A 23885-nucleotide genomic window follows, 5' to 3' on the forward strand; every position below is an offset into this window, starting at 1 on the left:
CCTAGTCCTTGTCGGCGTGCGTCATGGCGGTGTAGAACAGCCACGACACCAGCAGGATGATCAGGAAGTACACCAGCGAAAATGCCGCAGCCGGCCCCAGGTCGAACTGCCCTACCGCCATGCGCGTGAGGGTCTGGCTAAGGAACGTGGTGGCATTGCCGGGCCCGCCACCGGTCAGCACGAACGGCTCGGTGTAGATCATGAAGCTGTCCATGAAACGCAGCATCACCGCGATCAGCAGCACGTTCTTGAGCTTCGGCAGCTGGATGTGGCGGAACACCGCCCAGGCCGACGCCCGGTCGATGCGGGCGGCCTGGTAATAGACATCGGGTATGGCCCGCAAGCCCGAATAGCAGAGCAGCGCCACCAGCGACGTCCAGTGCCAGACATCCATCACCAACACCGTGAGCCAGGCGTCGAACGGGTCACTGGCATAGTTGTAGTTGACCCCGAGCTTGGCCAACGCGGCGCCCATCAGGCCAATGTCGGCACGGCCGAAGATCTGCCAGATGGTGCCGACCACGTTCCACGGGATCAGCAGCGGAATGGCCATCACGATCAAGCAGATCGACGCCATGCGGCCCTTGGTCGGCATCGTCAGGGCGATGCCGATCCCCAGCGGAATCTCGATCAGCAGCACGCAGCCTGAATAGATGAACTGGCGCAGCAGGGCATCGTGCAGGGCAGGGTCACGCAGTACCTGGCGGTACCAGTCGGCACCCACAAAATAGCGATTGGACTGATCGAAGATGTCCTGCACCGAATAGTTGACCACGGTCATCATCGGCACCACCGCGCTGAACGCCACCAGCGTGAACACCGGCAGCACCAGCCACCAGGCCTTGTTGTTGCGCACCTTGTTCATGGCCCGGCCTCCAGCAGTACATCATCGACGTAGAGCATCAGCCATTGGCTGGGCAGGCTCACCCAGGCCTGGCCCACCGGCAGCGGGCGGTCCTCGCCCAGGCGCGCCTTAAGCGTGGCACCGCCGAGCGTGAAGGTGACGATGCGGTAGGTGCCCAGGTCTTCGACATCCAGCACCTGCACCGCAAAGGCGTGGTCGAGCGGGGTGTCCCAGAGCTGCACGAACTCCGGCCGTATCCCTACTTGCAGGCGCCCACCTGCCGTTGCCGCCAAACGTTCGCGCAGGCCATCGGGCAATGCCAGGTGCAGGCCGCCAAAGCTCACCCCATCGGCTTCGGCGCGCACGTCGATGAAGTTCATGCCCGGGCTGCCAATGAAATAGCCGACAAAGGTATGACGTGGCCGCTCGAACAACTCGCGCGGGGTTGCGAACTGGACGATGCGCCCAGCGTGCATCACCGCGATCTTGTCGGCGAAGGTCGAGGCCTCCAGTTGATCGTGGGTGACGTAGATCATGGTGATGTTGAACTGCTCATGGATCTGCTTGAGCTTGCGCCGCAGCTTCCACTTCAGGTGCGGGTCGATCACCGTCAAAGGCTCGTCGAAGAGGATCGCCGAGACGTCTTCGCGTACCAGGCCACGGCCCATCGAGACTTTCTGCTTCTCATCGGCGCTGAGGTTGCGCGCCTTCTTTTTCAGCACGGCGGACAGGTCGAGCACCTCGGCGATCTCCTCCACCCGTGCTCGCACCCTGCCCTCGTCCACCCCCTGGTTGCGTAACGGAAACGCCAGGTTGTCGAACACCGTCATGGTGTCGTACACCACCGGAAACTGGAACACCTGGGCAATGTTGCGCGCCTGCGGCGACAGCGCGTTGACCGGCTTGCCGTCGAACAGCACTTCGCCGTGAGAAGGCGTAAGCAGCCCCGAGATGATGTTGAGCAAGGTCGACTTGCCGCAACCCGAAGGCCCGAGCAAGGCATAGGCACCCCCTTGCTCCCACACGTGCTCCAGCGCGTGCAAGGCGTAGTCTGCCTCCGAGGCCGGCTGGCGGCTGTAGCTGTGCGCCAGCTGGCGCAGGCGGATCTCGGCCATCAACGACGCCTTGCCTGGCGCAGGCCCGGGGCCTGTACCAAGGCCCCGGCATTGTCGAAGACAAACAGCTTGTGCGTGGGGATGAACACCCGGATCGGCGTGTCCACCTGGTACTCGTGCACGCCCGGCAAGTGCAGGGTCATCCGCCAGTGCTCATTGCGCACATGGAGGAAGGTTTCCGAGCCACTGATCTCGGCCAGCTCCACCAGTACCGCCAGCTCCAGGTCATCGTCATGGGTCGGCACCAGGGTGATGTGGCTGGGGCGCACACCAAAGCGGTAGTCACCTTCGCCTAGGCGTTGCAGGTCGGCGTTGCGGGCAAAGTGCACCGCCTGCGCCATGCTCACCTCATTGCCCGCGATGCGCCCGGGTATCAGGTTGATGGGGGGTTCGGAAAACAGCTCGGCGGCCAGCACGCTGTTGGGCTGCTGATAGACCGCCGCGGTTGGGCCGCTCTGCACGATGCGCCCCTGGTGCAAGAGCGTGGTGGTACCGCCCAGCGCCAGCGCTTCATTGGGCTCGGTGGTGGCATAGACGGCAATGCAGTTGCGCTGGGCGAACAACGCCCGCAGCTCTTGGCGCAGGCCTTCGCGCAGCTTGTAATCGAGGTTGACCAACGGCTCGTCGAACAGGATCAACGAAGCATCCTTGACCAGCGCCCGGGCCATCGCCGTGCGTTGCTGCTGGCCACCGGACAACTCCAGCGGCAAGCGCTGCAGGTAAGCCTCGATGCGCAGCATTTCGGCGGTTTCCTGTACCCGTCGGCGCACCTCTGCCTCGGCCAGGCGTGCCTGGCGCAGGGGTGAAGCGATGTTCTCGTACACGCTCAGGGTCGGGTAATTGATGAACTGCTGATACACCATCGACACGTTGCGCTGGCGCACCGGCACCCCGGTGACATCGCTGCCGGCCATCAGCACGCGGCCCCGGTCCGGTCGGTCAAGCCCCGCCATCAGGCGCATCAGGCTGGTCTTGCCGGCCAAGGTGCGGCCCAGCAGCACGTTGAACGACCCCGGCTCGAAACGCAGGGACGCATCGACGATGCAAGCCTGGTTGTCGACACTGCGGCTGACCTGCTCCAGCACCAGGGACATGGCGTGGCCTTTTCTTGATTGTTGTGCGCAGGGCACAGCCAGTTTCGTGCCAGCACTGCCTGATCGCTCTGGCCCGCGCCTTCACCTGCCAGGGCCTGCCATTGCCCGTTCACACCTGAACACCTGCCCTGAACACCTGAACAGGCGTGGGTTTGACAATGAACAACCGTGGACGACACTGAACAGCGGTCGACTGATAACAACAAACACACAGGACAGGCCCATGGCCGCATCCGCTTCGCCCCATGCCCAACTGATCCAGGCGTCCTGGGCGCGATGCCGCGAGCATGGCCTGCAACCTCAGCGTGCACCCGACTTCGATTGCCTGACCGTAACCGAACTGAACAGCCTGCTGGAGCGGCGCCATGCGCTGTTGCGGCTGACCCGTGATGAAGTGCTGCCACACTATGCACACCTGCTGGGCAACGCCAGCTACCTGGTGATGCTGGCCGACGCCAGTGGTTGCCTGCTTGACACCTGGGGTTCGCAACGCTTCGTCGACCCGCGTCAACGCCATGGTTTCAGCGCAGGCGCCCATTGGCTCGAACGCGGCGTGGGCACCAATGCCCTGGGTACTGCGCTGGTCTGCGCCGAAGCGATCCACGTTGGCCAGGATGAACACTTTCTGCAGCAGAACCGCTACCTGTGCAGCGCCGCTGCGCCGGTGTTCGATGCCGAGCGGCAACTGGTCGGCGCGCTCGATGTGGCCAGCGACGGCTACCTGCCCGCCAGCCAGACGCTCGGCCTGGTGCGCATGATGGGCCAGAGTCTGGAGAACCGGTTGATCCTGGCGCAGCATGGCGACCATCACGCCCAGCTGCTGTTCAACAGCGCCTGCGACAACCTCGACAGCCCTTGGGCGGGCTTGCTGGTATGCGATGAGCGCGGCCAGGTGCTCGCGGCCAATCACCGGGCCGACAGCCTGCTCGGCGGCAACCCGCTGCGGCAGAACCTCGAACAATTGTTCCAAACCCCCTTGCAGCAGTTGCTGGCCCAGCCCCAGCAACAGCCGTTTGCCCTGCAGGCGGCCGGCCGCCACCGTTTCCACTGCCAATGGCAACCGCCCCGCCACGGCCCCACACCCACGTCACCCGGTCACGGTGACCCGCGCCTGGGCAAAGCCTTGGACCAAGCCAGCCTGCTACTGGAAAAGGACATCCCGGTATTGATCCAGGGTGAAACTGGGGTGGGCAAGGAAGTCTTCGTCGAGGCCCTGCACCGCGCCAGCAGCCGCGCCGGCCAGCCGCTGATCGCCGTCAACTGCGCGGCAATCCCCGCCGAGCTGGTCGAGTCGGAGCTGTTCGGCTATGACAAAGGCGCCTTCACCGGCGCTCATCACAAGGGCAACCCCGGGCTGATCCGCAAGGCCGATCACGGCATTCTGTTTCTCGACGAAATCGGCGACATGCCACTGCCGACCCAGGCCCGACTGCTGCGCGTACTGCAATCACGCAGCATTCAGCCCCTGGGCAGCGGCGAGCCAGTGACCGTAGACATCCGCGTGGTATCGGCGAGCAATCGCGACCTGGCCGACGCCGTGCGTACCGGTCGATTTCGCGAAGACCTTTACTACCGGGTAGCCGGGCTGACCCTCAGCTTGCCGGCCTTGCGCGAACGCAGTGATCGGCGCGCGCTGATCGAGCAGGTGCACGCCCGGCATCTCGCCCCCGGGCAACCACGGCAATTACCCCCCAACACCCTTGAACTGTTGTTGCACCATCCCTGGCCGGGCAACCTGCGCCAACTCAACAGCGTACTGCAGGTAGCCCTGGCCCTGGCCGGCACGCAGCCAATCGGCATCGAGCACTTTTCAGCGTGCTTCCTTGCCCAGGCCAGAGCACTCACGCCAAGCCCGCAGGTCGCAGCGACGCAAACGCCCGCCACTGACCTGGCCCACCTGCTGAACACCTGCGACGGCAACATTTCTGCGCTGGCGCGCTTGCTGGGCATCAGCCGCACCACCCTGTACAAACGCCTGCGCGAACAGGGGCTGGAACCCTCCCACCTGTAAGCCTGTATCGGCCTCTCAACCATCAACCGCCGCGCCAGGCCTCGGGCTGCCGATAGCCTTGCGCCCACGCCACCACCTCGCTCGCCGGCATCGGCCGGGCAATGCAATAGCCCTGCGCCAGCTCACAGCCCAGCGCCATCAACACCCGCCCGTGCTCGACACTCTCCAGGCCTTCGGCAATCACCTCGCGGCCAAACGCCCGCGCCAGCCCGATCACCGCCCCGGTCAGGGCCAGGTCGTCCTGGTCATGAAGGATGTCACGCACGAATGACTTGTCGATCTTGATGGTTTGGGTGGGCAAGCGCTTGAGGTAGCTGAGCGACGAATAACCGGTGCCGAAATCGTCCAGCGAAAAGCGCACGCCCAGGGCCCGGCAAGCATCCAGGCAGCGGCTGACATGCTGCAGGTTGTCGATGGCCACCGACTCGACGATTTCCAGGTCCAGCCGCGTCGGGTCAACCCCCGCATGCGCTGCCAGCAACTGCTCCAGGCGCTCGACGAAATCATTGCGCTGCAGATGCCGCGCCGCGATGTTGACACTCAGCGACCAAGGCTGCCCCAGTCGTTGCCAGGCCTGCAGCTGGCTCAACGCCTGGTCGATCACCCATTCGCCAATCTCGATGATCAAGTCGGTCTGCTCCACCCAGGGCAGGAACTCACCGGGAGGCACCAGGCCACGACCCGGCCTTTGCCAACGCAACAAACCCTCGAACCCCAGCACCTGGCCGCTGCGCAAATTGACCTTGGGCTGGTAGTGGAGGCACAGCTCACTATTGCGCAGTGCCCGACGTACCCGCGCCACAGTCTGGTGGGTGGCCTTGAGCTCCTGCTCCTGGGACACATCGAACAGGTGATAGCGGTTGCGCCCCCGCTGCTTGGCCACGTACATGGCCTGGTCAGCGTGGCGCACCAGTGTATCGGCATCCTCATCGTCGAGCGGGTAGAGCGTGACGCCGATACTGGCGCTTAGCGAAAGGGTGTGTTCACGTACCACATACGGGGTCGACAGCGCGCGCAACACACGGCGCAGGGCCGCATCCAGCTGACGGTCGTCACCGACATTGCGCAGGATCAACACGAACTCGTCACCCGATAACCGGGCGACGGCATCCCCACCGCGCAAGATACCTTTCAGGCGCTGCGCCACTTCGACCAGCAACAGGTCACCCGTGGCATGCCCGTAACCATCGTTGACCGCCTTGAAGCCATCCAGGTCGAGCATGCACACGGCCAGCGGTATGTCCTCGCGACGCGAAAAAGCCAACGCCTGGTTGAGCAAGTCGGACAGGAAGGCGCGGTTGGGCAGGCCCGTCAGCACATCGTGGCCCACCCGCCACTGCAGGGTATGCAGCAGCTGGCGCTTCTCGGTGACATCGAAACGTATCGACACATACTTGCGTACCTTCCCAGTCGCGGGGTCGACCAGCGGCACCATGGTACTGTCCACCCAGTACAGCGAACCGTCCTTGGCACGGTTGCAGATCTCGCCCTTCCACACCTTGCCGGCGGCCAGTGCCCGCCACATGCCCTCGAAGAACTCCGGCTCATGCAGGCCGGAGTTCAGAATGCGATGGTTGGCGCCCAGCAGTTCGTCCCGGCTGTAACCCGAGATGCTGCAAAACTGCTGGTTGACATAGGTAATGCAGCCACGCAGGTCGGTTTCGGAAAAGATCGCGGCCGCGTCCACGGCCGCACGGTAGTTATCGTCCATAAGCATCCTGCCCTAGCGGTTGAAGCGCTCCACGAGGGCGCGTAATCCTGCGCACACCTCTTCCAGCTCGGCACCGCGCGAGGCGGCGGCGTTGGCACTGTGGGCGCTGTGTTGGGCAATACCCGCCACACCGTTGATCTGCCGCGACACCTCTTCTGCCACGGCAGACTGCTGCTGCGAGGCCGTGGCCATCTGCTGGCTCATGTCACTGATACGCTGCACCGCTGCACGAATACCGTGCAGTGCCTGCTGTGCTTCCTGCACCTGGGCTACGCCCTGTTCGGCACCCTGGATACCTTGGCTGGCAATGGCCACGGCGTCCTCGGCGCCGCTGCGCAGGCCGTCGATGATGGCCTGGATATGCAACGTCGACTGCCGGGTCTTGTCGGCCAACGCCCTTACTTCATCGGCTACCACGGCAAAGCCGCGGCCCTGCTCGCCGGCACGGGCGGCCTCGATGGCGGCATTGAGGGCCAGCAGGTTGGTCTGTTCGGCAATGCCACGGATCATCCCGGCAGCCTCGGCGATGGCACCGGTCTGGCCGGCCAGGTGGGTGACCGCCTGATTGATCTGGTCCACCGTGCCGGCCAAGGCGCGAATGGCCGTGCCGCTGGCGTCGGCCACGCGGCTGCCCTGCTCGGCCAGCAGGTGCGCGGTTTGCGCCTCGGCTGCGGTGAGCTGCACATGGTTGACCACCTCACCGATCGATGCAGTCATCTGGGTCATGGCGGTTGCGCTCAGGTCGGTTTCGGCGCGCTGTTCCAGCAGCGCCGTTTCAGTGCCGCGCGACAACCGCCCGGCATCGTGGGCGGCCACCGCCATCTGCGTGGCGAGATCGCTGAGGCGGGTCAACGCGGTCTTCAGGCGGGCTTCTTCACCGATCAGGATCAGTTGCAGTTGCCCAGCCGCACCGGGCAAGTCGCTGTAGGTCAAGGCGGCGGTCGGGTCGGCGAAGGTCCCTTCAGCGCCCCGGATCACCCGCCGCAGTTGGCGGCCCAGGTCGTTGCGCATCCACAGGCCGTAGGCGGCGAACAAGGCCAGGGTCACGCCCTGCCCTGGCCAGCCCGGCAAGAGCTGGTTGGCGCCCACCGCCAATACCCCGCCCAGCAGTGGCAACGCCAAGGCCTGGGCCAGCAGGGCCAGGCGGCGGGCGTTCGACAGCGGCGCCTGGCCTTGGCGCAAGCGCGCATACAATGCTTCGGCACGGCGCACCTGCTCGCGGGTCGGGCAGACCCGCACCGACTCGTAGCCAATGACCCGGCCCCCTTCAAGGATCGGCGTGACATAGGCATTGACCCAGTAGTAGTCACCGTTGCGGCAGCGGTTCTTGACGATACCCATCCAGCTTTTGCCGGCTTTCAGGTGACGCCACATCAAGGCATACACCGCTGCGGGCATGTCCGGGTGGCGCACCAGGTTGTGCGGGCTGCCGATCAGTTCGGCCTCGCTGTAGCCGCTGATGGCGGCAAACTCTGGGTTGCAGTAGGTAATCAGGCTGGTGGTGTCGGTGGCGGAAATAAGCCGCTGACCCGAGGGGAAACGTTGCTCGACCGGGGTTACCGGGAGATTGAGGCGCACGATGAGACTCCATTCACTGACGAACCGGCACTCTGCCCATCGACGGCCATCGGAACCGATCCGCATCGATCCGCTCAAATGTGCACATGTGCTTCCAGCCACACCGGCATGAGGCCGAATGACACTGGAGACTCGATGATGACTGTCCGGTCAAGTGGCGAATTCTACGAAATCCATCACATAAATCCAACAAAGGTGATCAATCATGGCGTTGCGCCATGCGGATAGATATCGTTAAGTTCTTGATTCTAAATGGGAATTAAGTGATGACGAGATCAGCTCTGGGGTTTGCCCTGCGTCGCTACCGCAAGCTGGCGGGTCTGACCCAGGCACAATTCGCCGAGCGAACCGGCTTCGACCCCAAGACTATCAGCCGTTTCGAGACCGGCACCTATACCCCCAGCGTTGATGCGCTCATGGCGTTCGCCGGCGTGCTGGGCGTCAAACCCAAGGACTTCTTCGCCGAACCGGACGACGAAGAGGAGCAGCGCGCCTACCTGTTCGGTGTCATCCACAACGCCCCACCCAAAGACCTTGGCAAGCTGATTGCAGCAGTGGACGAGGTATTGGCCAAGCCCTGATCTGATTCTTCCCTTTCTTGGGGCGAACTGTGCAGCCCCGACCAAATGGCAACGCACCGAATTAGAGCCTAGCAGGGCCGATTGCACCATAACTGGTCAGACCGGTAAGGCCAAAAACCCTTGCAATGTAGGATTTTTCGCGCTTTTATGGCCTCGCGCTGAACAAACCGGTAAGACCACAATAATTAAGTCCTGCGCTCTTTGACCCCCGCGGCATCGAAGCAAGGACACCGATCAGAGATCACTCCCATGCTCAAATGGTGCTCGCGTTCGATCTTCCTGCAAGTTGTGCTGGGCCTTGCCCTCGGCATTGCCTGCGGCCTCAGCTTCCCCGACCTCTCCCTGCAACTCAAACCCCTCGGCGACGGCTTCATCAAGCTGATCAAGATGCTCATCGGCCTGATCGTATTTTGTGTCGTGGTCAGTGGTATTTCCGGTGCGGGCGACCTCAAGAAGGTCGGGCGAATCGGCCTGAAGTCGGTCATCTACTTCGAAGTGCTGACCACCATCGCCTTGGTGATCGGCCTGGTATTTGCCTTCAGCAGCGGCATCGGCAGCGGCGCCAACATCCACTTGGACCAGTTGTCCAGCGCCGATGCCAACGGCCTGGCCGAGCGCGGCCAGCACATCCACGGTGCCACCGCGTTCTTCATGGACCTGATCCCGACCTCGGTAGTCGGTGCCTTCGCTGACAACAACATCCTGCAGGTGCTGCTGTTCTCGGTGCTGTTCGGCAGCGCGCTGAACCTGGTGGGCGACTCGGCGGCGGGCATTTCGCGGCTGATCAACGAACTCAGCCACGTGATCTTCCGCATCATGGGCATGATCGTGCGCCTGGCGCCGATCGGTGTGTTCGGCGCCATCGCCTTCACCACCAGCAAATATGGCCTGGAATCGCTGCAACACCTGGGTGGCTTGGTCGCGTTGTTCTACCTGACCTGCGCCGGCTTCGTGCTGGTCGTGCTGGGCACTGTCATGCGCGTGTCGGGCCTGAAACTGCTGCCCCTGATCAAATACCTGCGCGAAGAACTGACCATCGTTCTTGGTACCGCCTCGTCCGACGCCGTGCTGCCACAGATCATGCGCAAGCTCGAGCACCTGGGCATTGGCAGCTCCACCGTCGGCCTGGTCATCCCGACCGGGTACTCGTTCAACCTCGACGGCTTCTCCATCTACCTGACCCTGGCCATCGTGTTCATCGCCAATGCCACCGGCACGCCACTGGAGATGACCGACCTGCTGACCATCCTGCTGGTATCGCTGGTGACTTCCAAGGGTGCTCATGGCATCCCAGGCTCGGCGTTGGTGATCCTCGCCGCCACCCTGACCGCTGTGCCGGCCATCCCGGTAGTAGGCCTGGTGCTGGTGCTGGCCGTGGACTGGTTCATGGGGATCGGGCGGGCACTGACCAACCTGATCGGCAACTGCGTGGCCACCGTGGCCATCGCGCGCTGGGAAAAGGACATCGACCTGGAACGCGCGCAGAACGTGCTCGCTGGCAAACCTGGTTTTGCCCACACACCCCGCAAGCAGCCCAACGCCCATCAACAGGAATTCTGATCGAACAAGGCCGGCGTTGGACGCCGGCCCTTCCAGGAGCGAACCGTGATCAGCTCATCAACCGTCGTCACCTCTGTGGTGGAAAAACTGCGCCAGGCCCTGGCCCGCGGCCAATGGCGTTCTGGCGACATGCTGCCGGGCCAGCGCGAACTGGCCGAACAACTGGGCATCAGCCGCCCCAGCCTGCGCGAGGCCGTCACCGTGCTGGAAACCCTGGGCCTGGTGCGCGCCCTACCGGGTAAAGGCGTACTGGTATTGGATGCCGACGCCGCCCTGCCGGAGCCGGGCATCGACACCAGCGCGTCGGCCAGCCTGGCCGATGTGCTGGAGCTGCGCTACACCCTCGAACCCTTCATCGTCGGCCTGGTGGCGCAGTCGGCCAACAGCCACGACATCGGCCAACTGCGCCTGACGCTGATGGACATGCGCGAAGCACTGGACGCCGATGACAGCGAAGCCGGAGTCAAAGCCTACATCGCGCTGCATGAGGCGCTGTTCGCCCTGACCACCAACCCGATCTTCCAGAGCGTGGTGCAACAGACCAGCAATGCCCTCAAGCAAAGCGCCGACATGCTGCGCAATTCGCCCGAGCACCTGGCCGCGCGGCTGAAGGAAAGCAATGCCGTGGTGCGCGCCATCCGCGAACGCAACAGCGCCGAGGCCAGTGCCCAGATGCGTCAGCACATCCTTGCCGAAGGCCAGCGCATGGGCATCCAGCTGAACATCCCGGACGAACACCCACGCCCTTGACCCCAGGAGAGCGACCATGACCGCCAGCGCCCACGCCGCCCCCCACCTGCCTGCCCTGCTCGTCGCTGGCGAAACTCGCCTGTCGGCCGACCAGATCTACCCACGGCTGTTCGACGCGATCCTCGAACAGCGCCTGCCACCCGGCGCCCTGCTGCCCGAGCAAGCCCTGGGGCATGCCTTTGGGGTAAGCCGCACGGTGATCCGTCGGGTGCTCGGCCGCCTGTCGGACCAGCAGGTGGTGGTCCAGCGCCCCAGCCACACTGCGCACCTGGCCGCCCCCGACCCAGACCAGGCGCGCCAGGTGCTCAGTGCCAGGCGCCTGGCCGAAACCACCTTGATTACCCTGGCTGCGCAGCGCGCGCGGCCGGCACAGATCCGCCAGCTGCGCCTGTTGGTCGAGCGCGAGCGCCAGCACCATGAAAGTGGTGAGCGCTGCGCGGCCATCCGCCTGGGCGGCGAGTTTCACCTGAAGCTCGCGCAGGTCGCCGCCAACGCGCCACTGGCGCGGTTCCTCAACGGTTTGGTGCCGATGACCTCGCTGATCATTGCCCGCTACGAATCACCTTGCTGCGACCACTGCGCCTGGGAAGAGCATGCGGCGATCATCGATGCGGTGGAAGCCGGGGATGCGGCGGCGGCGCTGGCATTGATGCATGAGCATCTTGACCGGCTGCAAGACAAACTCGACCTGGGCTGAGGTTTTTTTCAAGGCCGCCCTATACTCGAGAAACCACCCCAGCCTCTACCCAGGGAGGCGGCCGCGTGAGCTCGCGTATGCCGTTACTGCTGCTTTGCCTGCTGTTGGCCCTCGGCGGCTGCGCGGGCAAGCGTCCGCCTGCCCCGCCACCTGCCGCGGTGCTGACCCCGGCCACGTGGCAGCGCATCGATCAGGACCTGATCGATGCCTCGGTGGGCGCTGCAGGTTCTGCCAACGACTATGCCCGGCGCTCCATGCGGGTGTGGAAGGACCAGGTGCAGCAACGTACCGAAAGTGAGTTCATCCCATGGTTCACCGGTTATTGGACCCAGCAATGGCTGACCCTCAAGGTGGCCTGGTACAAGCTCGACAGCGGTGAAGGCCGCGAGCCTGCGCAAAAACGCCTGGCGCTGTACCTTCAGGAGCAGTACCACGAGCGGGTGATCGAGCCGGTGGCCGAGCAGATCAACCCGGAGGGCATCCGCGACCGTGCCTGTGAGCTGTATGTGCAGTTGCTCGGCCAGCAACTGCCGGCCATCATCGCCCGCTACAACGCGCCGCCCGAGCAACTCAGCCAACGCCTCAATCGCATACCCGCCATCGCCCTGGGCCCACCCGATGCGCGCAACGCCAGCCTCTATCAACTGCTGCGCGCCAAGTCGCTGGACCAGCAACCGGCCTGGCAAGCCATGCGCCAGCATCTGCACGAGCAAGCCAGCAAAGGGCCTGGGCAGACCGACGTGGGGCTGTCATCGGTGGCCACGCGGGCCAGCGAGAAACTCGGTGCCACCCTGGCCCCGCGCGGCATTGCCAGCGCCGTGGCTTCGGCGGTGGGCAAGGTGGCCGGGGCGATGATCTCGGTGGCGGCGGCAGGCTACGGCATGATCACCCACGACCGTGAGCAACCGCAGATGGTCGAGCAGTTGCGGGTGATCCTCAATGTCGCGCTGAACCAGGAATGGCAGGAGCTGATGGAAAACCGCCAGAGCGGGGCGATGGCCGGCGTCTATTACCTGTCAGGGCAGGTCGAGGACAACCTGCTGGCCAGCGCGCCGCGGCCGGTGGAGCCCGTGGAGCCGCAGGCAGAACAGAAGCAGACGCCACTGTTGATACGCCTGCCGCCGTAGCGGTTAGCGGTACCGGCCTCAGGCAGTGGCCAGCGCTGAGCGGGGCAAGCCGAAAATCCGGTCGAACGCCCAGTTGTAGGCAAAGGTGTAGCACGGCACCAGAATGATGAATGCCAGGTCCACCACAAACGCCTCCACCAGGCTCATGCCCAGCCACCAGGCAATCAGCGGAATCAAGTACACCACCAAGGTCAGCTGAAACCCGATGGCATGTGCCACACGCCGCCCCACGCTGCGCCCGCGCTTGGCCTGGCGGCTCTCCCAGCGCTCGAACAGCGTGTTGTAGATCAGGTTCCAGAGCATGGCGATGGTGGTGATCATCACGGCCAGTGGCCCGGTGTGGGACGCCTCAGTGTCTGACAGATACGCCAGCCCGAGGGTCGACATGCACAGCCCGATCAATTCATAAAACGTCACGTAGACCAATTTGCGTTTAACGCCCTGCACCCCGTTTTACCTCTATTTGACTAACAACGATGGGGCGGGAGAATGCTTCAATCTTCTTGACAGTAAAAGTCAGCAGCTGTCAGATCAACTGACAGGAGGCTGCCATGAACTTTTCCAGCGACAACATCCAGCTGTTTCTCGCCGTGCTCGATCGCGGCTCGTTCTCTGCGGCCGCGCGCGCGTTGCACCGCGTGCCCTCGGCGGTAAGCATGGCCATCGGCAACCTGGAGGCAGAGCTCGGCTACAGCCTGTTTGAACGTGGCCCGCGCGAAGTCCGCGCGACCGCCCAAGCCTTGGCCCTGGAGCCCCATGCCAGGCTGATCGCCGAACAGCTAGGGCTGTTGCAAGTACATGCCCTGGAGCTGTCCCAAGGGCTTGAGAGCAGCCTGACCATCGCCGTGATCCCGGACATCGACCATCGCCCGCTGCTGGCCGCCATCGCCCAGCTTGGTGAACGCTACCCGCTGCTCGATATCGCACTGCTCAGCGCCCCGCAGGAAGACGCCCTGCACCTGCTCGACAGTGGCCGCGCCGACCTCTGCGTGGCCTTCGCCGGCCTGCAGGTGGATGCCCGCCGCGGCTTTCAGCACATCGGCATGGAATCGCTGGTGGCAACGCTGTCACCCGCGCACCCGGCCGTGCTCGAAGACCGCGTTCACTACCTCGAAGACCTGATCAACGTGCGCCAGATCCTGGTGCGCAGCCGCGACCTGCCGCTGACCGACCCGCGCGCACTGATTGGTGCCACGCACTGGTCCACCGACAGCTTCGATGTCGCCCTGCAGATGGTCGAGGCCGGCCTCGGCTGGGGGGACCTGCCACTCTCGCGCATCGCACCGCTGCTAGCGGCCGGGCGTCTGGTGCGGCTGGGCTTTCGCAATACCCGCAACGAGTTGCAGTTGCCCGTGCACCTTTTGTGGCGCAAGCAGCAGCCGCTGCAGCAGGCGGCGCGTTTGTTGATTGAGCAGCTGTCCATGCGTTGAACGCCGTTCGTCGAAACGTCCTAAAGAAATTTCGCCAAGTGTTTCAATTTTTTAGCCCGCAAGCCGATAGCCAATCGACAGGGCGCAGCGCGTCATGAGCGCGCTACGCCCTCCCCTCATTGGCCCAAGGTCTCGAAACATGAACCTGAAATTTCGCCACAAGATCCTGCTCAGCGCCTGCGGCGTCGTGGTCCTGGCTTTTGCCCTGTTCACGCTCTACAACGACTACCTGCAACGCAACACCATTCGCCAAAACATCGAGTCTTCGGTGCAGCAATCCGGTGAGCTAACCGCCAGCAGCGTGCAGAACTGGATGAGCGGGCGCATCCTGGTGCTGGAAAACCTGGCCCAGGACATCGGCCAGCAAGGTGCCGGTGACACCCTGGCCGGGTTTATCGAGCAGCCTTCTTACACGCGCAATTTCCTGTTCACCTACCTGGGCCAGTCCAACGGCGCATTCACCCAGCGCCCCGACGCGCAGATGCCCGCCGGTTACGACCCCCGCCAGCGCCCGTGGTACAGCACCGCGGCGAGCGCCGGGCAAACCGTGTTGACCCCGCCCTACCAAGGCGCCGTCGGCGGCCTGGTGGTGACCATTGCCACCCCTGTGAAAAGCAAGGCCAATGGCGAGCTGATCGGCGTGGTAGGCGGTGACGTCACCCTCGATACCCTGGTAGAGATCATCAACTCGGTCGATTTCGGCGGCATCGGCCACGCCTTCCTTGCCGACAGCAATGGCCAGGTAATCGTCAGCCCCGATAAAGACCAGGTGATGAAAAACCTCAAAGACATCTACCCTGGCAGTGGCCTGCGCGTCGCGTCGGGCATGCAGGATGTCACCCTCAACGGCCAGGAACGCCTCATCTCCTTCGCGCCCGTTTCCGGCCTGCCTTCCGCACAGTGGTACATCGGCCTGTCGATCGACAAGGACAAGGCCTACGCCGCCCTTGACCAGTTCCGCACGTCGGCAATCATCGCCATGCTCATCGCCGTAGCGGCCATCGCCGGCCTGTTGGGCTTGTTGATCCCGGTGCTGATGCAACCGCTGACCACCATGGGCCGTGCCATGCGCGACATCGCCGAAGGCGAAGGCGACCTGACCCGCCGCCTGGCCGTGCAGAACAAGGACGAGTTCGGCGAACTGGCCACCTCGTTCAACCGCTTCGTCGAACGCATCCATGCCTCGATCAGCGAAGTGTCCTCGGCCACCCGCCTGGTGCATGACCTGTCGGAAAAGGTCGTCAATGCCTCCAACGCTTCGATCACCGGCTCCGAAGAACAAAGCATGCGCACCAACAGCGTGGCGGCGGCGATCAACGAGCTGGGCGCCGCCACCCAGGAGATCGCCCGCAACGCGGCCGACGCCTCGCAGCATGCCAGCGGTGCCAGCGAGCAGGCCCATGGCGGCCGCGAAGTGGTCGAGGAAGCGATCAGTGCCATGACCGCCCTGTCGCAGCGCATCAGCGAGTCCTGCGCGCAGATCGAAACGCTCAATGCCAGCACTGATGAGATCGGCAAGATCCTCGATGTGATCAAGGGCATCTCGCAGCAGACCAACTTGCTGGCGCTCAACGCTGCCATCGAGGCAGCCCGTGCCGGTGAGGCCGGCCGAGGCTTTGCCGTGGTCGCCGACGAGGTACGCAACCTGGCGCACCGCACCCAGGAATCGGCCGAAGAAATCCACCGCATGATCACCAGCCTGCAGGTGGGTTCACGCGAGGCGGTGCATACCATGAACACCAGCCAGGTCTCCAGCGAGCAGACCGTGCAGGTGGCCAACCAGGCCGGCGTGCGCCTGGCCAGCGTGACCCAGCGTATCGGTGAGATCGATGGCATGAACCAGTCAGTGGCCACTGCCACCGAAGAACAGACCGCCGTGGTCGAGAGCCTCAACCTGGACATTACCCAGATCAACGCCCTCAACCAGCAAGGCGTCGAGAACCTGAACGAAACATTGCTGCACTGCGATCAACTGGCCCAACAGGCTGGCCGCTTGAAGCAGCTGGTAGGCAGCTTCAGAATCTGAGTGCCGCTGTAACGCAAGGCCGCTCCTGTAGGAGCGGCCTTGCGTCGCGATGGGCTGCAAAGCAGCCCCCCCTACACCACCACCACCACCTTCCCAGCCTTACCCCGCCGCACCCAAGCCACCAACACCGCCGCCATCAGCACAAACCCCAGGTACCCAAACAGCGGATACACCTCGCCCACCAAGCTGATGAACCCCACCAGGCTGCAGCCGAACGCCACAACCCCGGTCACCACCGAGCCCCAGCGAAACTTCGCCGTACCCGCCGGCAACAGCCGCGACAGGAACGAGAACATCGTCCCCACCGCCGTGTTGACGATCATGCCGAAGATGATCAGGCACATCACCACCCCCAACACCGGCGACACCTCATTAGCGATCGACAGCATCGGCATCGGCAGGTCGGCGACACTGTCCAGGCGTGACAACAGCCCGGCGGTCATCACCAGCATCAAGCCGCCCAGCGCCGCCCCCCCCAGCAAGCCACCCCACACCGCCGTCTTCTCGCCTTTGGCCGAGCCCCCCAGAATGGCCAGGATCGGCGCACCGGCAACGATGTTGTAGGACACATACAGAAACGCGCCCAGCAGCCAATGGCGCGTGCCTGCCTGCTGCTGGCTGGCCAGGTGGTCGAGGTCGGCGAAACTCTGTTCACGGGTGAACACGGCATACAGTGCAATCGCCGAAGCCACCAGAATCAGCAACGGGGTGATCGCGCCGATGGCCAGGATCACCTTGCGCACGTCCAGGCACACGATGCCCACCACCACGAGCGTTACCAGCACACTGCCGGTCAATGCCGGGATGCCGAACTGCTGCTCCAGCAAAGCACCGCCACCGGCCAGCATGACCACGGTGACGGCGAACATGAAGAAGGTGATCAGCCAATCGACGAACAGGCCCAGGTGACGGCCACAGATGGCCTGGATCACATCTTTGTGCGAAGTGGCCCGCTGGCGGTTGCCCAACCCCGCCAGGGCCATGCCGAGGAAGGTGAACAAGACCGCGCTGACCATCGCGCCAACCAACCCCCAGACCCCGAAATCGACAAAGAACAACAGCAGTTCCCGCCCCGAAGCAAAGCCCGCCCCTACGATCACGCCGACAAAGGCGCCGGCGATTTTCAGCTGCTCTTGCATGTGAACCTCTGTATTTATTGTTGTTAGGTGTGTTTGAGCGCCACGCATTCCTGTATAGAAGCGGCCTTGCCAGGGCGACCTGTCACTCCCCGATAAACGCCTGCACTTCGATTTCTACATCGACCCCCAGTGCCAATGCCGAGGCCACCGTCGAGCGCACAGGCAATGCGGCGCCGAAGAACTCTTTGTAAACCTCGTTGAAACCGGCAAAGTGGCTCATGTCCGAAAGCCACACCGTGGCCTTCACCACCTGGTCGAAATTCGCCCCACAGGCCGCCAGGCTTTCGCCGATGCGCTCGCAGGCAGCGCGGGTCTGGGTCTGAATATCCCCCCGTACCACTTCACCGCCGGCACTCATCGGCACCTGCCCGGACAGGAACAGAAAACCGCCCGCCTTCACCGCACGCGAAAACGGAAACGGCAAGCTGCTGGGGAAACGCTGGATGTCATTGCTCATGAGTAGCTCCTTTCAAGGTTGCTGGAAACGTGCCGGGGACAAGCGCTCGGGCGCCACCCCCTGGCTGACAAGGCTAGGGCACAACGGCTGACCGAGCAGCAGGTCGGCCGCCAGGCGTGAAGCCCCTGCGGCCGACTGGATGCCATAACCACCTTGTGCCGCCAGCCAGAAGAACGCGGGGCTGCGCGCATCGAAACCGATCACCAGGTCGCCATCGGCTACGAATGAACGTAAACCGGCCCAGCTGTGGCTCGGGCGGCGGATACTTAGCGTGGTCATGGCTTCGATGTTGTAGATGCCCAGTGCCACATCGAGCTCCTCGGGCGCAGCGTCCTGGGGTTCGACCGGGTCGGCGTTGGCCGGCGAACCAAGCAGCTGGCCAGCGTCGGGCTTGAAGTAGAAGCTCTCGTCAACGCCGATCACCGCCGGCCAGCGGGCGAAGTCCTGGTCTGCCGGGCCTGGGAAGGTAAAGGCGCTGCGCCGGCACGGTTGCAGGCCGATGGCGCCCACGCCGCACTGCTCGGCGACACGGTCGGCCCAGGCACCGGCGGCATTGACCAGTCGACGTGCCTGGAGATGGCTGCCATCGCTCAGTTGCACCTGCCATACCCCGTCTAGGTAGCAGGCCTGGGCCAACTCGGCATTGCAGTGAAGCTCGCCGCCGGCAGCGCGATAGCCGCGCAAAAAACCCTGGTGCAGCGCGTGCACGTCCAGGTCCATGGCGCCCGGCTCCAGCACCGCGCCCGCCAGCACTTCAGCGCGCAAGCTCGGCACCAGGGCCAGGGCCGCATCGCGGTCGAGCAGGCTGACGTCGGTGCCGTTGGCCAAGTTCTGCGCGTGGGCCTGTTCGAGCAGTTGCCGTTGCTCGACGCTGGCGACATAGAGACAGCCGCGCGGTTCAAGCAGGGGATGTTCGCAGAAGCCTTGTGGCGGCGCTTCATAGAACGCGCGGCTGGCGCGGGTCAGGGCTTGGATCTGCGGGGTCCCGTAGGCCTCCATGAACATCGCGGCCGAGCGCCCCGTCGAGTGGTAGCCCGGTTGCGACTCGCGCTCGAGCAGCAGCACCCGTTGCTGGCCCGCCAGGCGATAGCCCAGCGAGGCGCCGGCGATTCCGGCGCCAATGATCAAGGTGTCGTAGATCGTGGTCATGCGCGCTCCCGCCCCTATAATTATCATTTATGAGAATTCTAATATATGAGAATTTAGAGATGCGCAAGTGTCCAAGGTAATATGCCCGACCAACGCCGTATGCCGAGTGCACCGAATGCCCGATGACCGCCCCGATGCTTTGCCCCTGCTAGACCGCGCCGCCGTAGGCAGGCGCCTGCGCCAGGTGCGCAAGGCCCGCCAGCTGACCCTCAAACAGTTGTCCGAAGCCAGCGGCGTGCCGGTGTCGACGTTGTCGAAAATGGAGCTCGCCCAAGTCTCGGTCAGTTACGAAAAACTGGCCGCCGCCGCCCGCGCCCTGAATGTCGATATCGCCCAGTTGTTTCGTGCCAGCGGCACGGCCGATACGCCAGTACCGGTGACGGTGGTGGTTGATTCACTGGCGGCCGTTGCGGGCTATGCGACCGGCACCTACCACTATCACCCGATTGCCGGCGCCTTCCCCGAGCGCCGCATGACCCCGGCCTATGCCCGCATCATCGCCCGCGAACGCGGGCAGTTCGACGATTTTATCCGCCATCCTGGCCAGGAGTTCGCCTTGGTCATCTGCGGGCGTGTGCGTATCGAGTTCGAGACCGGTGAAGCGGTCAGCATCGGCCCGCAGGAGACCGCGTACTTCAACAGCCAGGTGGGGCATATCTATCTGTCGGAAAGCGAGGATGGCGGGGATGCGCATGTGATGGTGGTCATGACAGACCGTTAAGGCGCGCTTTCACGCACCTGTGCAGACGCCACGCGGTTATAACCTAATAACGAACAAGTCTATTTGGCTATAAAAAATTCTATATGCTGGCTTCCATCCGATAACGGGCAAAGTTGGGCAGTCGAGTAGCGTATGGATGTAGGTTCTTTCGGTTTCACCCTTGCCGGGCTGGTTGTAGGTTTCATCGTCGGCATGACCGGCGTGGGCGGCGGCTCGCTGATGACCCCTATCCTCTTGTGGTTTGGCATCAACCCGGCCACCGCTGTCGGCACCGACCTGCTGTATGCCGCCATCACCAAGGCCAGTGGCGTCTGGGTGCATGCCCGCAACAAGAACATCGACTGGAAAATCACCGGCCTGCTGAGCCTGGGCAGCGTACCCGCCGCCGCCATCACCCTGTGGTTCCTCAGTACCCTGCACACCGACACCTCGGCGCTCAACGCCATCATCAAACAGGGCCTGGCGGTGGTGTTGATCCTCACCGCACTGGCCATTCTGTTCAAGTCGCGCCTGCAGGCCTTCGCCAGCCGCCATGCCGGTGATCACTACCACCTCAGCGACCGCAGCCTCAACACGCTTACCGTGCTCACTGGCGTGGTGCTGGGTGTCATGGTCACCCTCACCTCCATCGGCGCCGGTGCCTTGGGCACCGTGGCACTGTTCCTGCTGTACCCGTTCCTGGTCACCCGCCGCCTGGTCGGCACCGAAATCGCCCATGCGGTACCGCTGACCCTGGTCGCGGGCCTAGGCCACGCCGGCATGGGCAACATGGACTGGTCGTTGCTGGGTTACCTGCTGCTCGGCTCGCTGCCGGGTATCTACATGGGCAGCCACCTCACCGGGCGCATTTCTGACCGCGTGCTGCGCCCGTGCCTGGCGGCGATGCTGCTGCTGATCGGCTACAAGCTGGCGTTCTGAACCACGCTTGCCGCCGCTAAGCGCCCAGACGCAGCCGCCACTGCCCGGTAAAGCTGAGTTCAAGGCGCGATAGCGGCAGCACATCGATGCGCTGGTGGGTGCTCAACGGGCCCCCCAACAGCTGTACCAGCACGGCACGGATGACCATAGGGTGGGTCACTGCCAGCCACTCGCCCGGCGTGTCGAACGCCGCCAGCCAAGCCGCCACGCGCTGGCACAGTTGCGCAAAAGACTCCCCGCCATGTGGCGCGCTGTGCGGATTATCCAACCACTCGGACAACGCCTGCGGGTTCTGCGCCTGCAACTGCTTGAGCGACAGCCCCTGCCACTGCCCCAAGTCGCAATCTGCCAACGCAGGCTCGACACGCGCCTGTGTCTGCGCCGATAACCAAGCCGCCGTCTCGCAAGCTCGGCGCTCCGGCGCTGTCAGTACCTGCATAGCAGGCCCGATTGCCACAGGCGGCTGCACCAGCGCCAGCATGCCGTCTTTGGGCGTGGGCAAGCGCCCGGTCTTCTGGGCTTGAGTCAGGGCATGGCAAACAAGGGTCAGGCGAATGGCTTTCACCGGTGCTTCCTTCATGGCAGGCGGGGGCAAATGGTTTAGCATGCGATGATGTTTTTTTCTGCAACAAGATGCACCACCTAGGCTATTTGCCACTAGTAAGTCCCTTTCAGACGGGTCTTCCCCTGCTGTAACCTTAGAAAACAAAGAAGTTGCTGCATGACCGATATGACACGTCGATCGTTGGTAGGCCTGTGCATGTCCCTACCGCTGCTCGGCTAGCTAAGTTGGGCCAGTGAACCCCAACGGCTGCCAGCCCTCGCCCGGTATGTATCAACTACAACGAAAGCCCCTTGGCCCCAAACTCGGCAGCCCGCCAGGCGATGAGCGAGGGTATCAGCCTGTACAGATGCTATCCTTACTACGCACTGTATCGACTGATTGATGTATTCGCCGGCTAGCATGGGCCTGGACAAGGAGCAGGGGTTCTGTGGCTCCAAACTGGCCCAGCAGCATGCGGTGATGGTATTTACCGGGACGCGCAGCCTGGTGGTGGCCGAACCGTCTTATGAAGCGACGGCGCAAGCCGCCGAAGGTCGTGGTACCACTGTGCACAGCATCAACCTGAACGCCAGCCACGCTCACGACATAGACGCTATGCTCGCGGCCGACCGCTCACCGGGGCTAATCTGCCTGTGCAACCCCAACAACCCAACTGGTAGTTTGACACCACGCTAGGCCATCGAACGATTGCTCACGCATAAACCGGTCGGCAGCGTGGTATGTAGTGGACTAGGCCTAAATTTATTTCAACGACGCCCAGATCTGCATCGGCGCGGTCAAGGAATAGCCTGAGCTACTGGTACTGCAGACCTTCTGCAAACTCTATGGCATGACAGGTGCGGCCTGAGCCTGGCCATTGCTCAGCCGCCGCTGCTGAAACGGCCAGAATCTATCCGCTGCCCCCACGCTGATGGCAGACCTGGCCAGCCTGCAAGACCGCCAGTTGATCCCCCAACGCAAGGCCGAAAACGCCCGCCTGCGTGAACAGACGATCACCTGGCTGGGCGAACGTGGCTTATGTGTGAGCGTTGGAGATGAATAGGACATACAGCGGTTCGCGAGGCGTTTGCCAAGGTGATGCTGGGAACAAAAAACTCACTACAGATCTCACCCCCCTAAAACATCCAATAACTTCGAGTTTCAACCTGCAACATATTAGAAAGAAAACCGAGAAGCAAGGTAGCCACAGCAACAGATTGACCAGGCATCTCTAACCATACGTTAAATAGAGCTTGGTCTATCCGCTCTCTCCACTTGTATCAACCATACATTTAGAAAAGTACGCTTTGTTTACTCCGCAATCCGGACACACCCAGTCACCAGGGAGATCAATAAAATCTATTTCAACCAAAACGCCTGACTCTTGGCACACCTGAACCCCATCATATTCATACCAACACTTGTGACAAATATATCGACCTTCATTCATATTCTCACAACCCCGCTAAAGAAGAAAGATTCATAAGCGTGTTTTTTTCCAACCCTGACTAGCGGCTGCGAGCTCACTCAAAAGATATGAAACCATGACTTTAACTCGTTTCGACAAAAACCTTCCAGATTGATAAACGACCCATGCAGTACCCTGTGGTTCCCCTTTAAAAACCCAATCAGGCAGCAAAACCTGCAACCTATTGTCTCCAATTGCTTCTGCAGCCAAGCACACAGGCAAACAAGAGATACCAACACCCGAAAGTGTGGCAGTTAACGTAGCCTCAGGACACTCTGACAAATATCTACCTGGAATTACTACATCACAGCTTTCTGAGACCGATGAGAATCTCCAACATTGTTTATCAGGGTCCCCCACGAAAGGTATACAGCTATGCGAGGTCAAGTCTGAAGGATGATTAGGCCTACTAGATTCCCTGAAATAATTTTCAGCCGCACAAATCACAAAGTCAATCTCGCAGAGCCTGCGCGCGATCATGCCCTCCGGAGGTCTATCAGTTATTATTATTCCCAGATCAATGCCATCTGATATAAAGTCAAACCTTTCACCACACAGCATTTGGACATCCACTTCTCTGTATCGAGACAAAAAAGCAGGAATCAACTTACTACACGCCGCATACAATGATTTTGTCACTGCAATGCGTAGCAAGCCCTGGGGATTTTCTGTAAGCTTATCTTTTAATCTAAAAACATTAGCTGACGATTCAAGCACACTTTTGCAGTACCCATAAACCTCCTCTCCCTCCGGGTTTAATTTCAAGTTTCGCGTCGTTCGCTCTAGCAGCCTCAAAGATAATACGCTCTCCAACTTTGTAATTTGCTTACTAATTGAAGAGGCAGTGACACCCAGCCTGACGGAAGCTTCGACAAAACTCCCACTTTCAACAACCACAGCAAATGTCGCCATGCAGGGCAATATATCAACATGACTTTTTGGTAGGTAGCCTTTAGATTCCATTT

General features: G+C 62.5%; 23 protein-coding genes and 1 pseudogene. 11 read left to right on the top strand and 13 right to left on the bottom strand.

The window, feature by feature from the left end:
* Position 1: 1 nt before the first annotated feature.
* From CKW22_RS01545 to CKW22_RS01555, 3 genes are read right to left on the bottom strand one after another with little or no spacing between them, the layout of a single operon-like run.
* On the bottom strand, positions 2 to 865 hold the full coding sequence (locus CKW22_RS01545; RefSeq protein WP_095063663.1) for a carbohydrate ABC transporter permease: 864 nt from the start codon (positions 863 to 865) through the stop codon (positions 2 to 4).
* Positions 862 to 1959 (bottom strand): ABC transporter ATP-binding protein, encoded by a 1098-nt coding sequence (locus CKW22_RS01550; protein WP_095063664.1) that lies wholly within the window; start codon positions 1957 to 1959, stop codon positions 862 to 864. Before CKW22_RS01550 ends, CKW22_RS01545 begins: the two co-directional genes overlap by 4 nt.
* The gene (locus tag CKW22_RS01555; protein WP_033699120.1) at positions 1959 to 3053 is read right to left on the bottom strand and encodes an ABC transporter ATP-binding protein; all 1095 of its coding nucleotides are present in this window, start codon (positions 3051 to 3053) and stop codon (positions 1959 to 1961) included. Before CKW22_RS01555 ends, CKW22_RS01550 begins: the two co-directional genes overlap by 1 nt.
* Before the next feature lie 223 nt (positions 3054 to 3276).
* Between CKW22_RS01555 and CKW22_RS01560 the strand changes: the two genes are divergently transcribed.
* The gene (locus tag CKW22_RS01560; protein ID WP_033699122.1) at positions 3277 to 5064 is read left to right on the top strand and encodes a sigma-54-dependent Fis family transcriptional regulator; all 1788 of its coding nucleotides are present in this window, start codon (positions 3277 to 3279) and stop codon (positions 5062 to 5064) included.
* Between the two features lie 22 nt (positions 5065 to 5086).
* Here CKW22_RS01560 and CKW22_RS01565 read toward each other — a convergent pair whose 3' ends face one another.
* From CKW22_RS01565 to CKW22_RS28060, 3 genes and pseudogenes are all read right to left on the bottom strand, one after another.
* A complete protein-coding gene (locus tag CKW22_RS01565; RefSeq protein ID WP_033699123.1) occupies positions 5087 to 6775 on the bottom strand; it encodes a bifunctional diguanylate cyclase/phosphodiesterase in 1689 nt (562 codons plus the stop codon).
* Between the two features lie 12 nt (positions 6776 to 6787).
* On the bottom strand, positions 6788 to 7786 hold the full coding sequence (locus tag CKW22_RS28055) for a methyl-accepting chemotaxis protein (RefSeq protein ID WP_371856383.1): 999 nt from the start codon (positions 7784 to 7786) through the stop codon (positions 6788 to 6790).
* A 237-nt stretch (positions 7787 to 8023) separates the two neighbouring features.
* Positions 8024 to 8419: pseudogene (locus CKW22_RS28060) on the bottom strand (PAS domain-containing protein); the annotation flags it as partial.
* A gap of 200 nt (positions 8420 to 8619) precedes the next feature.
* Between CKW22_RS28060 and CKW22_RS01575 the strand changes: the two are divergent.
* From CKW22_RS01575 to CKW22_RS01595, 5 genes are all read left to right on the top strand, one after another.
* Entirely contained in the window at positions 8620 to 8934 is a 315-nt protein-coding gene (locus CKW22_RS01575) for a helix-turn-helix domain-containing protein (protein ID WP_033699126.1), read from the top strand.
* 249 nt (positions 8935 to 9183) lie between these two features.
* Complete coding sequence (locus CKW22_RS01580) at positions 9184 to 10494, top strand: C4-dicarboxylate transporter DctA (RefSeq protein WP_033699127.1); 1311 nt, start codon at positions 9184 to 9186, stop codon at positions 10492 to 10494.
* Between the two features lie 45 nt (positions 10495 to 10539).
* Entirely contained in the window at positions 10540 to 11244 is a 705-nt protein-coding gene (locus CKW22_RS01585; protein WP_033699128.1) for a FadR/GntR family transcriptional regulator, read from the top strand.
* A 16-nt stretch (positions 11245 to 11260) separates the two neighbouring features.
* Positions 11261 to 11941, top strand: a complete 681-nt coding sequence (locus CKW22_RS01590) for a GntR family transcriptional regulator (protein ID WP_033699129.1) — start codon at positions 11261 to 11263, stop codon at positions 11939 to 11941.
* Between the two features lie 77 nt (positions 11942 to 12018).
* Entirely contained in the window at positions 12019 to 13068 is a 1050-nt protein-coding gene (locus CKW22_RS01595) for a hypothetical protein (RefSeq protein ID WP_371856384.1), read from the top strand.
* Between the two features lie 18 nt (positions 13069 to 13086).
* On the opposite strand, the gene CKW22_RS01600 is transcribed toward CKW22_RS01595, so the two are convergent.
* Positions 13087 to 13515: a PACE efflux transporter gene (locus tag CKW22_RS01600; protein ID WP_033699132.1), complete on the bottom strand. Its 429-nt coding sequence runs from the start codon at positions 13513 to 13515 to the stop codon at positions 13087 to 13089.
* Positions 13516 to 13619: 104 nt separating this feature from the next.
* Between CKW22_RS01600 and CKW22_RS01605 the strand changes: the two genes are divergently transcribed.
* Together CKW22_RS01605 and mcpA are read left to right on the top strand one after the other, a co-directional pair.
* A complete protein-coding gene (locus CKW22_RS01605; protein ID WP_033699134.1) occupies positions 13620 to 14498 on the top strand; it encodes a LysR family transcriptional regulator in 879 nt (292 codons plus the stop codon).
* Positions 14499 to 14637: 139 nt separating this feature from the next.
* Positions 14638 to 16524 (top strand): methyl-accepting chemotaxis protein McpA, encoded by a 1887-nt coding sequence (gene mcpA / locus CKW22_RS01610; RefSeq protein WP_047581186.1) that lies wholly within the window; start codon positions 14638 to 14640, stop codon positions 16522 to 16524.
* A gap of 71 nt (positions 16525 to 16595) precedes the next feature.
* Here the strand turns inward: mcpA and CKW22_RS01615 are convergent, their stop codons facing one another.
* The 3 genes from CKW22_RS01615 to CKW22_RS01625 form a co-directional block, all read right to left on the bottom strand.
* On the bottom strand, positions 16596 to 17663 hold the full coding sequence (locus tag CKW22_RS01615) for a membrane protein (protein WP_047581188.1): 1068 nt from the start codon (positions 17661 to 17663) through the stop codon (positions 16596 to 16598).
* A gap of 82 nt (positions 17664 to 17745) precedes the next feature.
* Positions 17746 to 18120: a RidA family protein gene (locus CKW22_RS01620; RefSeq protein WP_033699138.1), complete on the bottom strand. Its 375-nt coding sequence runs from the start codon at positions 18118 to 18120 to the stop codon at positions 17746 to 17748.
* A 12-nt stretch (positions 18121 to 18132) separates the two neighbouring features.
* Positions 18133 to 19269, bottom strand: a complete 1137-nt coding sequence (locus tag CKW22_RS01625) for an FAD-binding oxidoreductase (protein WP_095063666.1) — start codon at positions 19267 to 19269, stop codon at positions 18133 to 18135.
* 115 nt (positions 19270 to 19384) lie between these two features.
* Between CKW22_RS01625 and CKW22_RS01630 the strand changes: the two genes are divergently transcribed.
* Complete coding sequence (locus CKW22_RS01630; protein ID WP_095063667.1) at positions 19385 to 19990, top strand: helix-turn-helix domain-containing protein; 606 nt, start codon at positions 19385 to 19387, stop codon at positions 19988 to 19990.
* A gap of 132 nt (positions 19991 to 20122) precedes the next feature.
* Entirely contained in the window at positions 20123 to 20908 is a 786-nt protein-coding gene (locus CKW22_RS01635; RefSeq protein WP_033699141.1) for a sulfite exporter TauE/SafE family protein, read from the top strand.
* Positions 20909 to 20924: 16 nt separating this feature from the next.
* Here CKW22_RS01635 and CKW22_RS01640 read toward each other — a convergent pair whose 3' ends face one another.
* Positions 20925 to 21473 (bottom strand): histidine phosphatase family protein, encoded by a 549-nt coding sequence (locus CKW22_RS01640; protein ID WP_095063668.1) that lies wholly within the window; start codon positions 21471 to 21473, stop codon positions 20925 to 20927.
* Between the two features lie 381 nt (positions 21474 to 21854).
* Between CKW22_RS01640 and CKW22_RS01645 the strand changes: the two genes are divergently transcribed.
* Positions 21855 to 22148 (top strand): aminotransferase class I/II-fold pyridoxal phosphate-dependent enzyme, encoded by a 294-nt coding sequence (locus CKW22_RS01645; RefSeq protein ID WP_143500685.1) that lies wholly within the window; start codon positions 21855 to 21857, stop codon positions 22146 to 22148.
* 562 nt (positions 22149 to 22710) lie between these two features.
* On the opposite strand, the gene CKW22_RS28065 is transcribed toward CKW22_RS01645, so the two are convergent.
* On the bottom strand, positions 22711 to 22902 hold the full coding sequence (locus CKW22_RS28065; RefSeq protein WP_077068477.1) for a rubredoxin: 192 nt from the start codon (positions 22900 to 22902) through the stop codon (positions 22711 to 22713).
* Between the two features lie 30 nt (positions 22903 to 22932).
* Positions 22933 to 23883, bottom strand: coding sequence for a LysR family transcriptional regulator (locus tag CKW22_RS01655; protein WP_095063669.1), 951 nt, complete (start codon positions 23881 to 23883; stop codon positions 22933 to 22935).
* Between the last annotated feature and the right edge of the window lie 2 nt (positions 23884 to 23885).

This window comes from Pseudomonas sp. Irchel s3f19 (genome assembly GCF_900187555.1).
GTDB lineage: Bacteria > Pseudomonadota > Gammaproteobacteria > Pseudomonadales > Pseudomonadaceae > Aquipseudomonas > Aquipseudomonas capeferrum.

Coding starts and splice junctions, on each gene's coding strand:
- CKW22_RS01545 (WP_095063663.1), bottom strand. CDS start 865: ATGAACAAGGTGCGCAACAACAAGGCCTGGTGGCTGGTGCTGCCGGTG.
- CKW22_RS01550 (WP_095063664.1), bottom strand. CDS start 1,959: ATGGCCGAGATCCGCCTGCGCCAGCTGGCGCACAGCTACAGCCGCCAG.
- CKW22_RS01555 (WP_033699120.1), bottom strand. CDS start 3,053: ATGTCCCTGGTGCTGGAGCAGGTCAGCCGCAGTGTCGACAACCAGGCT.
- CKW22_RS01560 (WP_033699122.1), top strand. CDS start 3,277: ATGGCCGCATCCGCTTCGCCCCATGCCCAACTGATCCAGGCGTCCTGG.
- CKW22_RS01565 (WP_033699123.1), bottom strand. CDS start 6,775: ATGGACGATAACTACCGTGCGGCCGTGGACGCGGCCGCGATCTTTTCC.
- CKW22_RS28055 (WP_371856383.1), bottom strand. CDS start 7,786: ATGCGCAACGACCTGGGCCGCCAACTGCGGCGGGTGATCCGGGGCGCT.
- CKW22_RS01575 (WP_033699126.1), top strand. CDS start 8,620: ATGACGAGATCAGCTCTGGGGTTTGCCCTGCGTCGCTACCGCAAGCTG.
- CKW22_RS01580 (WP_033699127.1), top strand. CDS start 9,184: ATGCTCAAATGGTGCTCGCGTTCGATCTTCCTGCAAGTTGTGCTGGGC.
- CKW22_RS01590 (WP_033699129.1), top strand. CDS start 11,261: ATGACCGCCAGCGCCCACGCCGCCCCCCACCTGCCTGCCCTGCTCGTC.
- CKW22_RS01595 (WP_371856384.1), top strand. CDS start 12,019: ATGCCGTTACTGCTGCTTTGCCTGCTGTTGGCCCTCGGCGGCTGCGCG.
- CKW22_RS01605 (WP_033699134.1), top strand. CDS start 13,620: ATGAACTTTTCCAGCGACAACATCCAGCTGTTTCTCGCCGTGCTCGAT.
- mcpA (WP_047581186.1), top strand. CDS start 14,638: ATGAACCTGAAATTTCGCCACAAGATCCTGCTCAGCGCCTGCGGCGTC.
- CKW22_RS01615 (WP_047581188.1), bottom strand. CDS start 17,663: ATGCAAGAGCAGCTGAAAATCGCCGGCGCCTTTGTCGGCGTGATCGTA.
- CKW22_RS01620 (WP_033699138.1), bottom strand. CDS start 18,120: ATGAGCAATGACATCCAGCGTTTCCCCAGCAGCTTGCCGTTTCCGTTT.
- CKW22_RS01625 (WP_095063666.1), bottom strand. CDS start 19,269: ATGACCACGATCTACGACACCTTGATCATTGGCGCCGGAATCGCCGGC.
- CKW22_RS01630 (WP_095063667.1), top strand. CDS start 19,385: ATGCCCGATGACCGCCCCGATGCTTTGCCCCTGCTAGACCGCGCCGCC.
- CKW22_RS01635 (WP_033699141.1), top strand. CDS start 20,123: ATGGATGTAGGTTCTTTCGGTTTCACCCTTGCCGGGCTGGTTGTAGGT.
- CKW22_RS01645 (WP_143500685.1), top strand. CDS start 21,855: ATGTATTCGCCGGCTAGCATGGGCCTGGACAAGGAGCAGGGGTTCTGT.
- CKW22_RS28065 (WP_077068477.1), bottom strand. CDS start 22,902: ATGAATGAAGGTCGATATATTTGTCACAAGTGTTGGTATGAATATGAT.
- CKW22_RS01655 (WP_095063669.1), bottom strand. CDS start 23,883: ATGGAATCTAAAGGCTACCTACCAAAAAGTCATGTTGATATATTGCCC.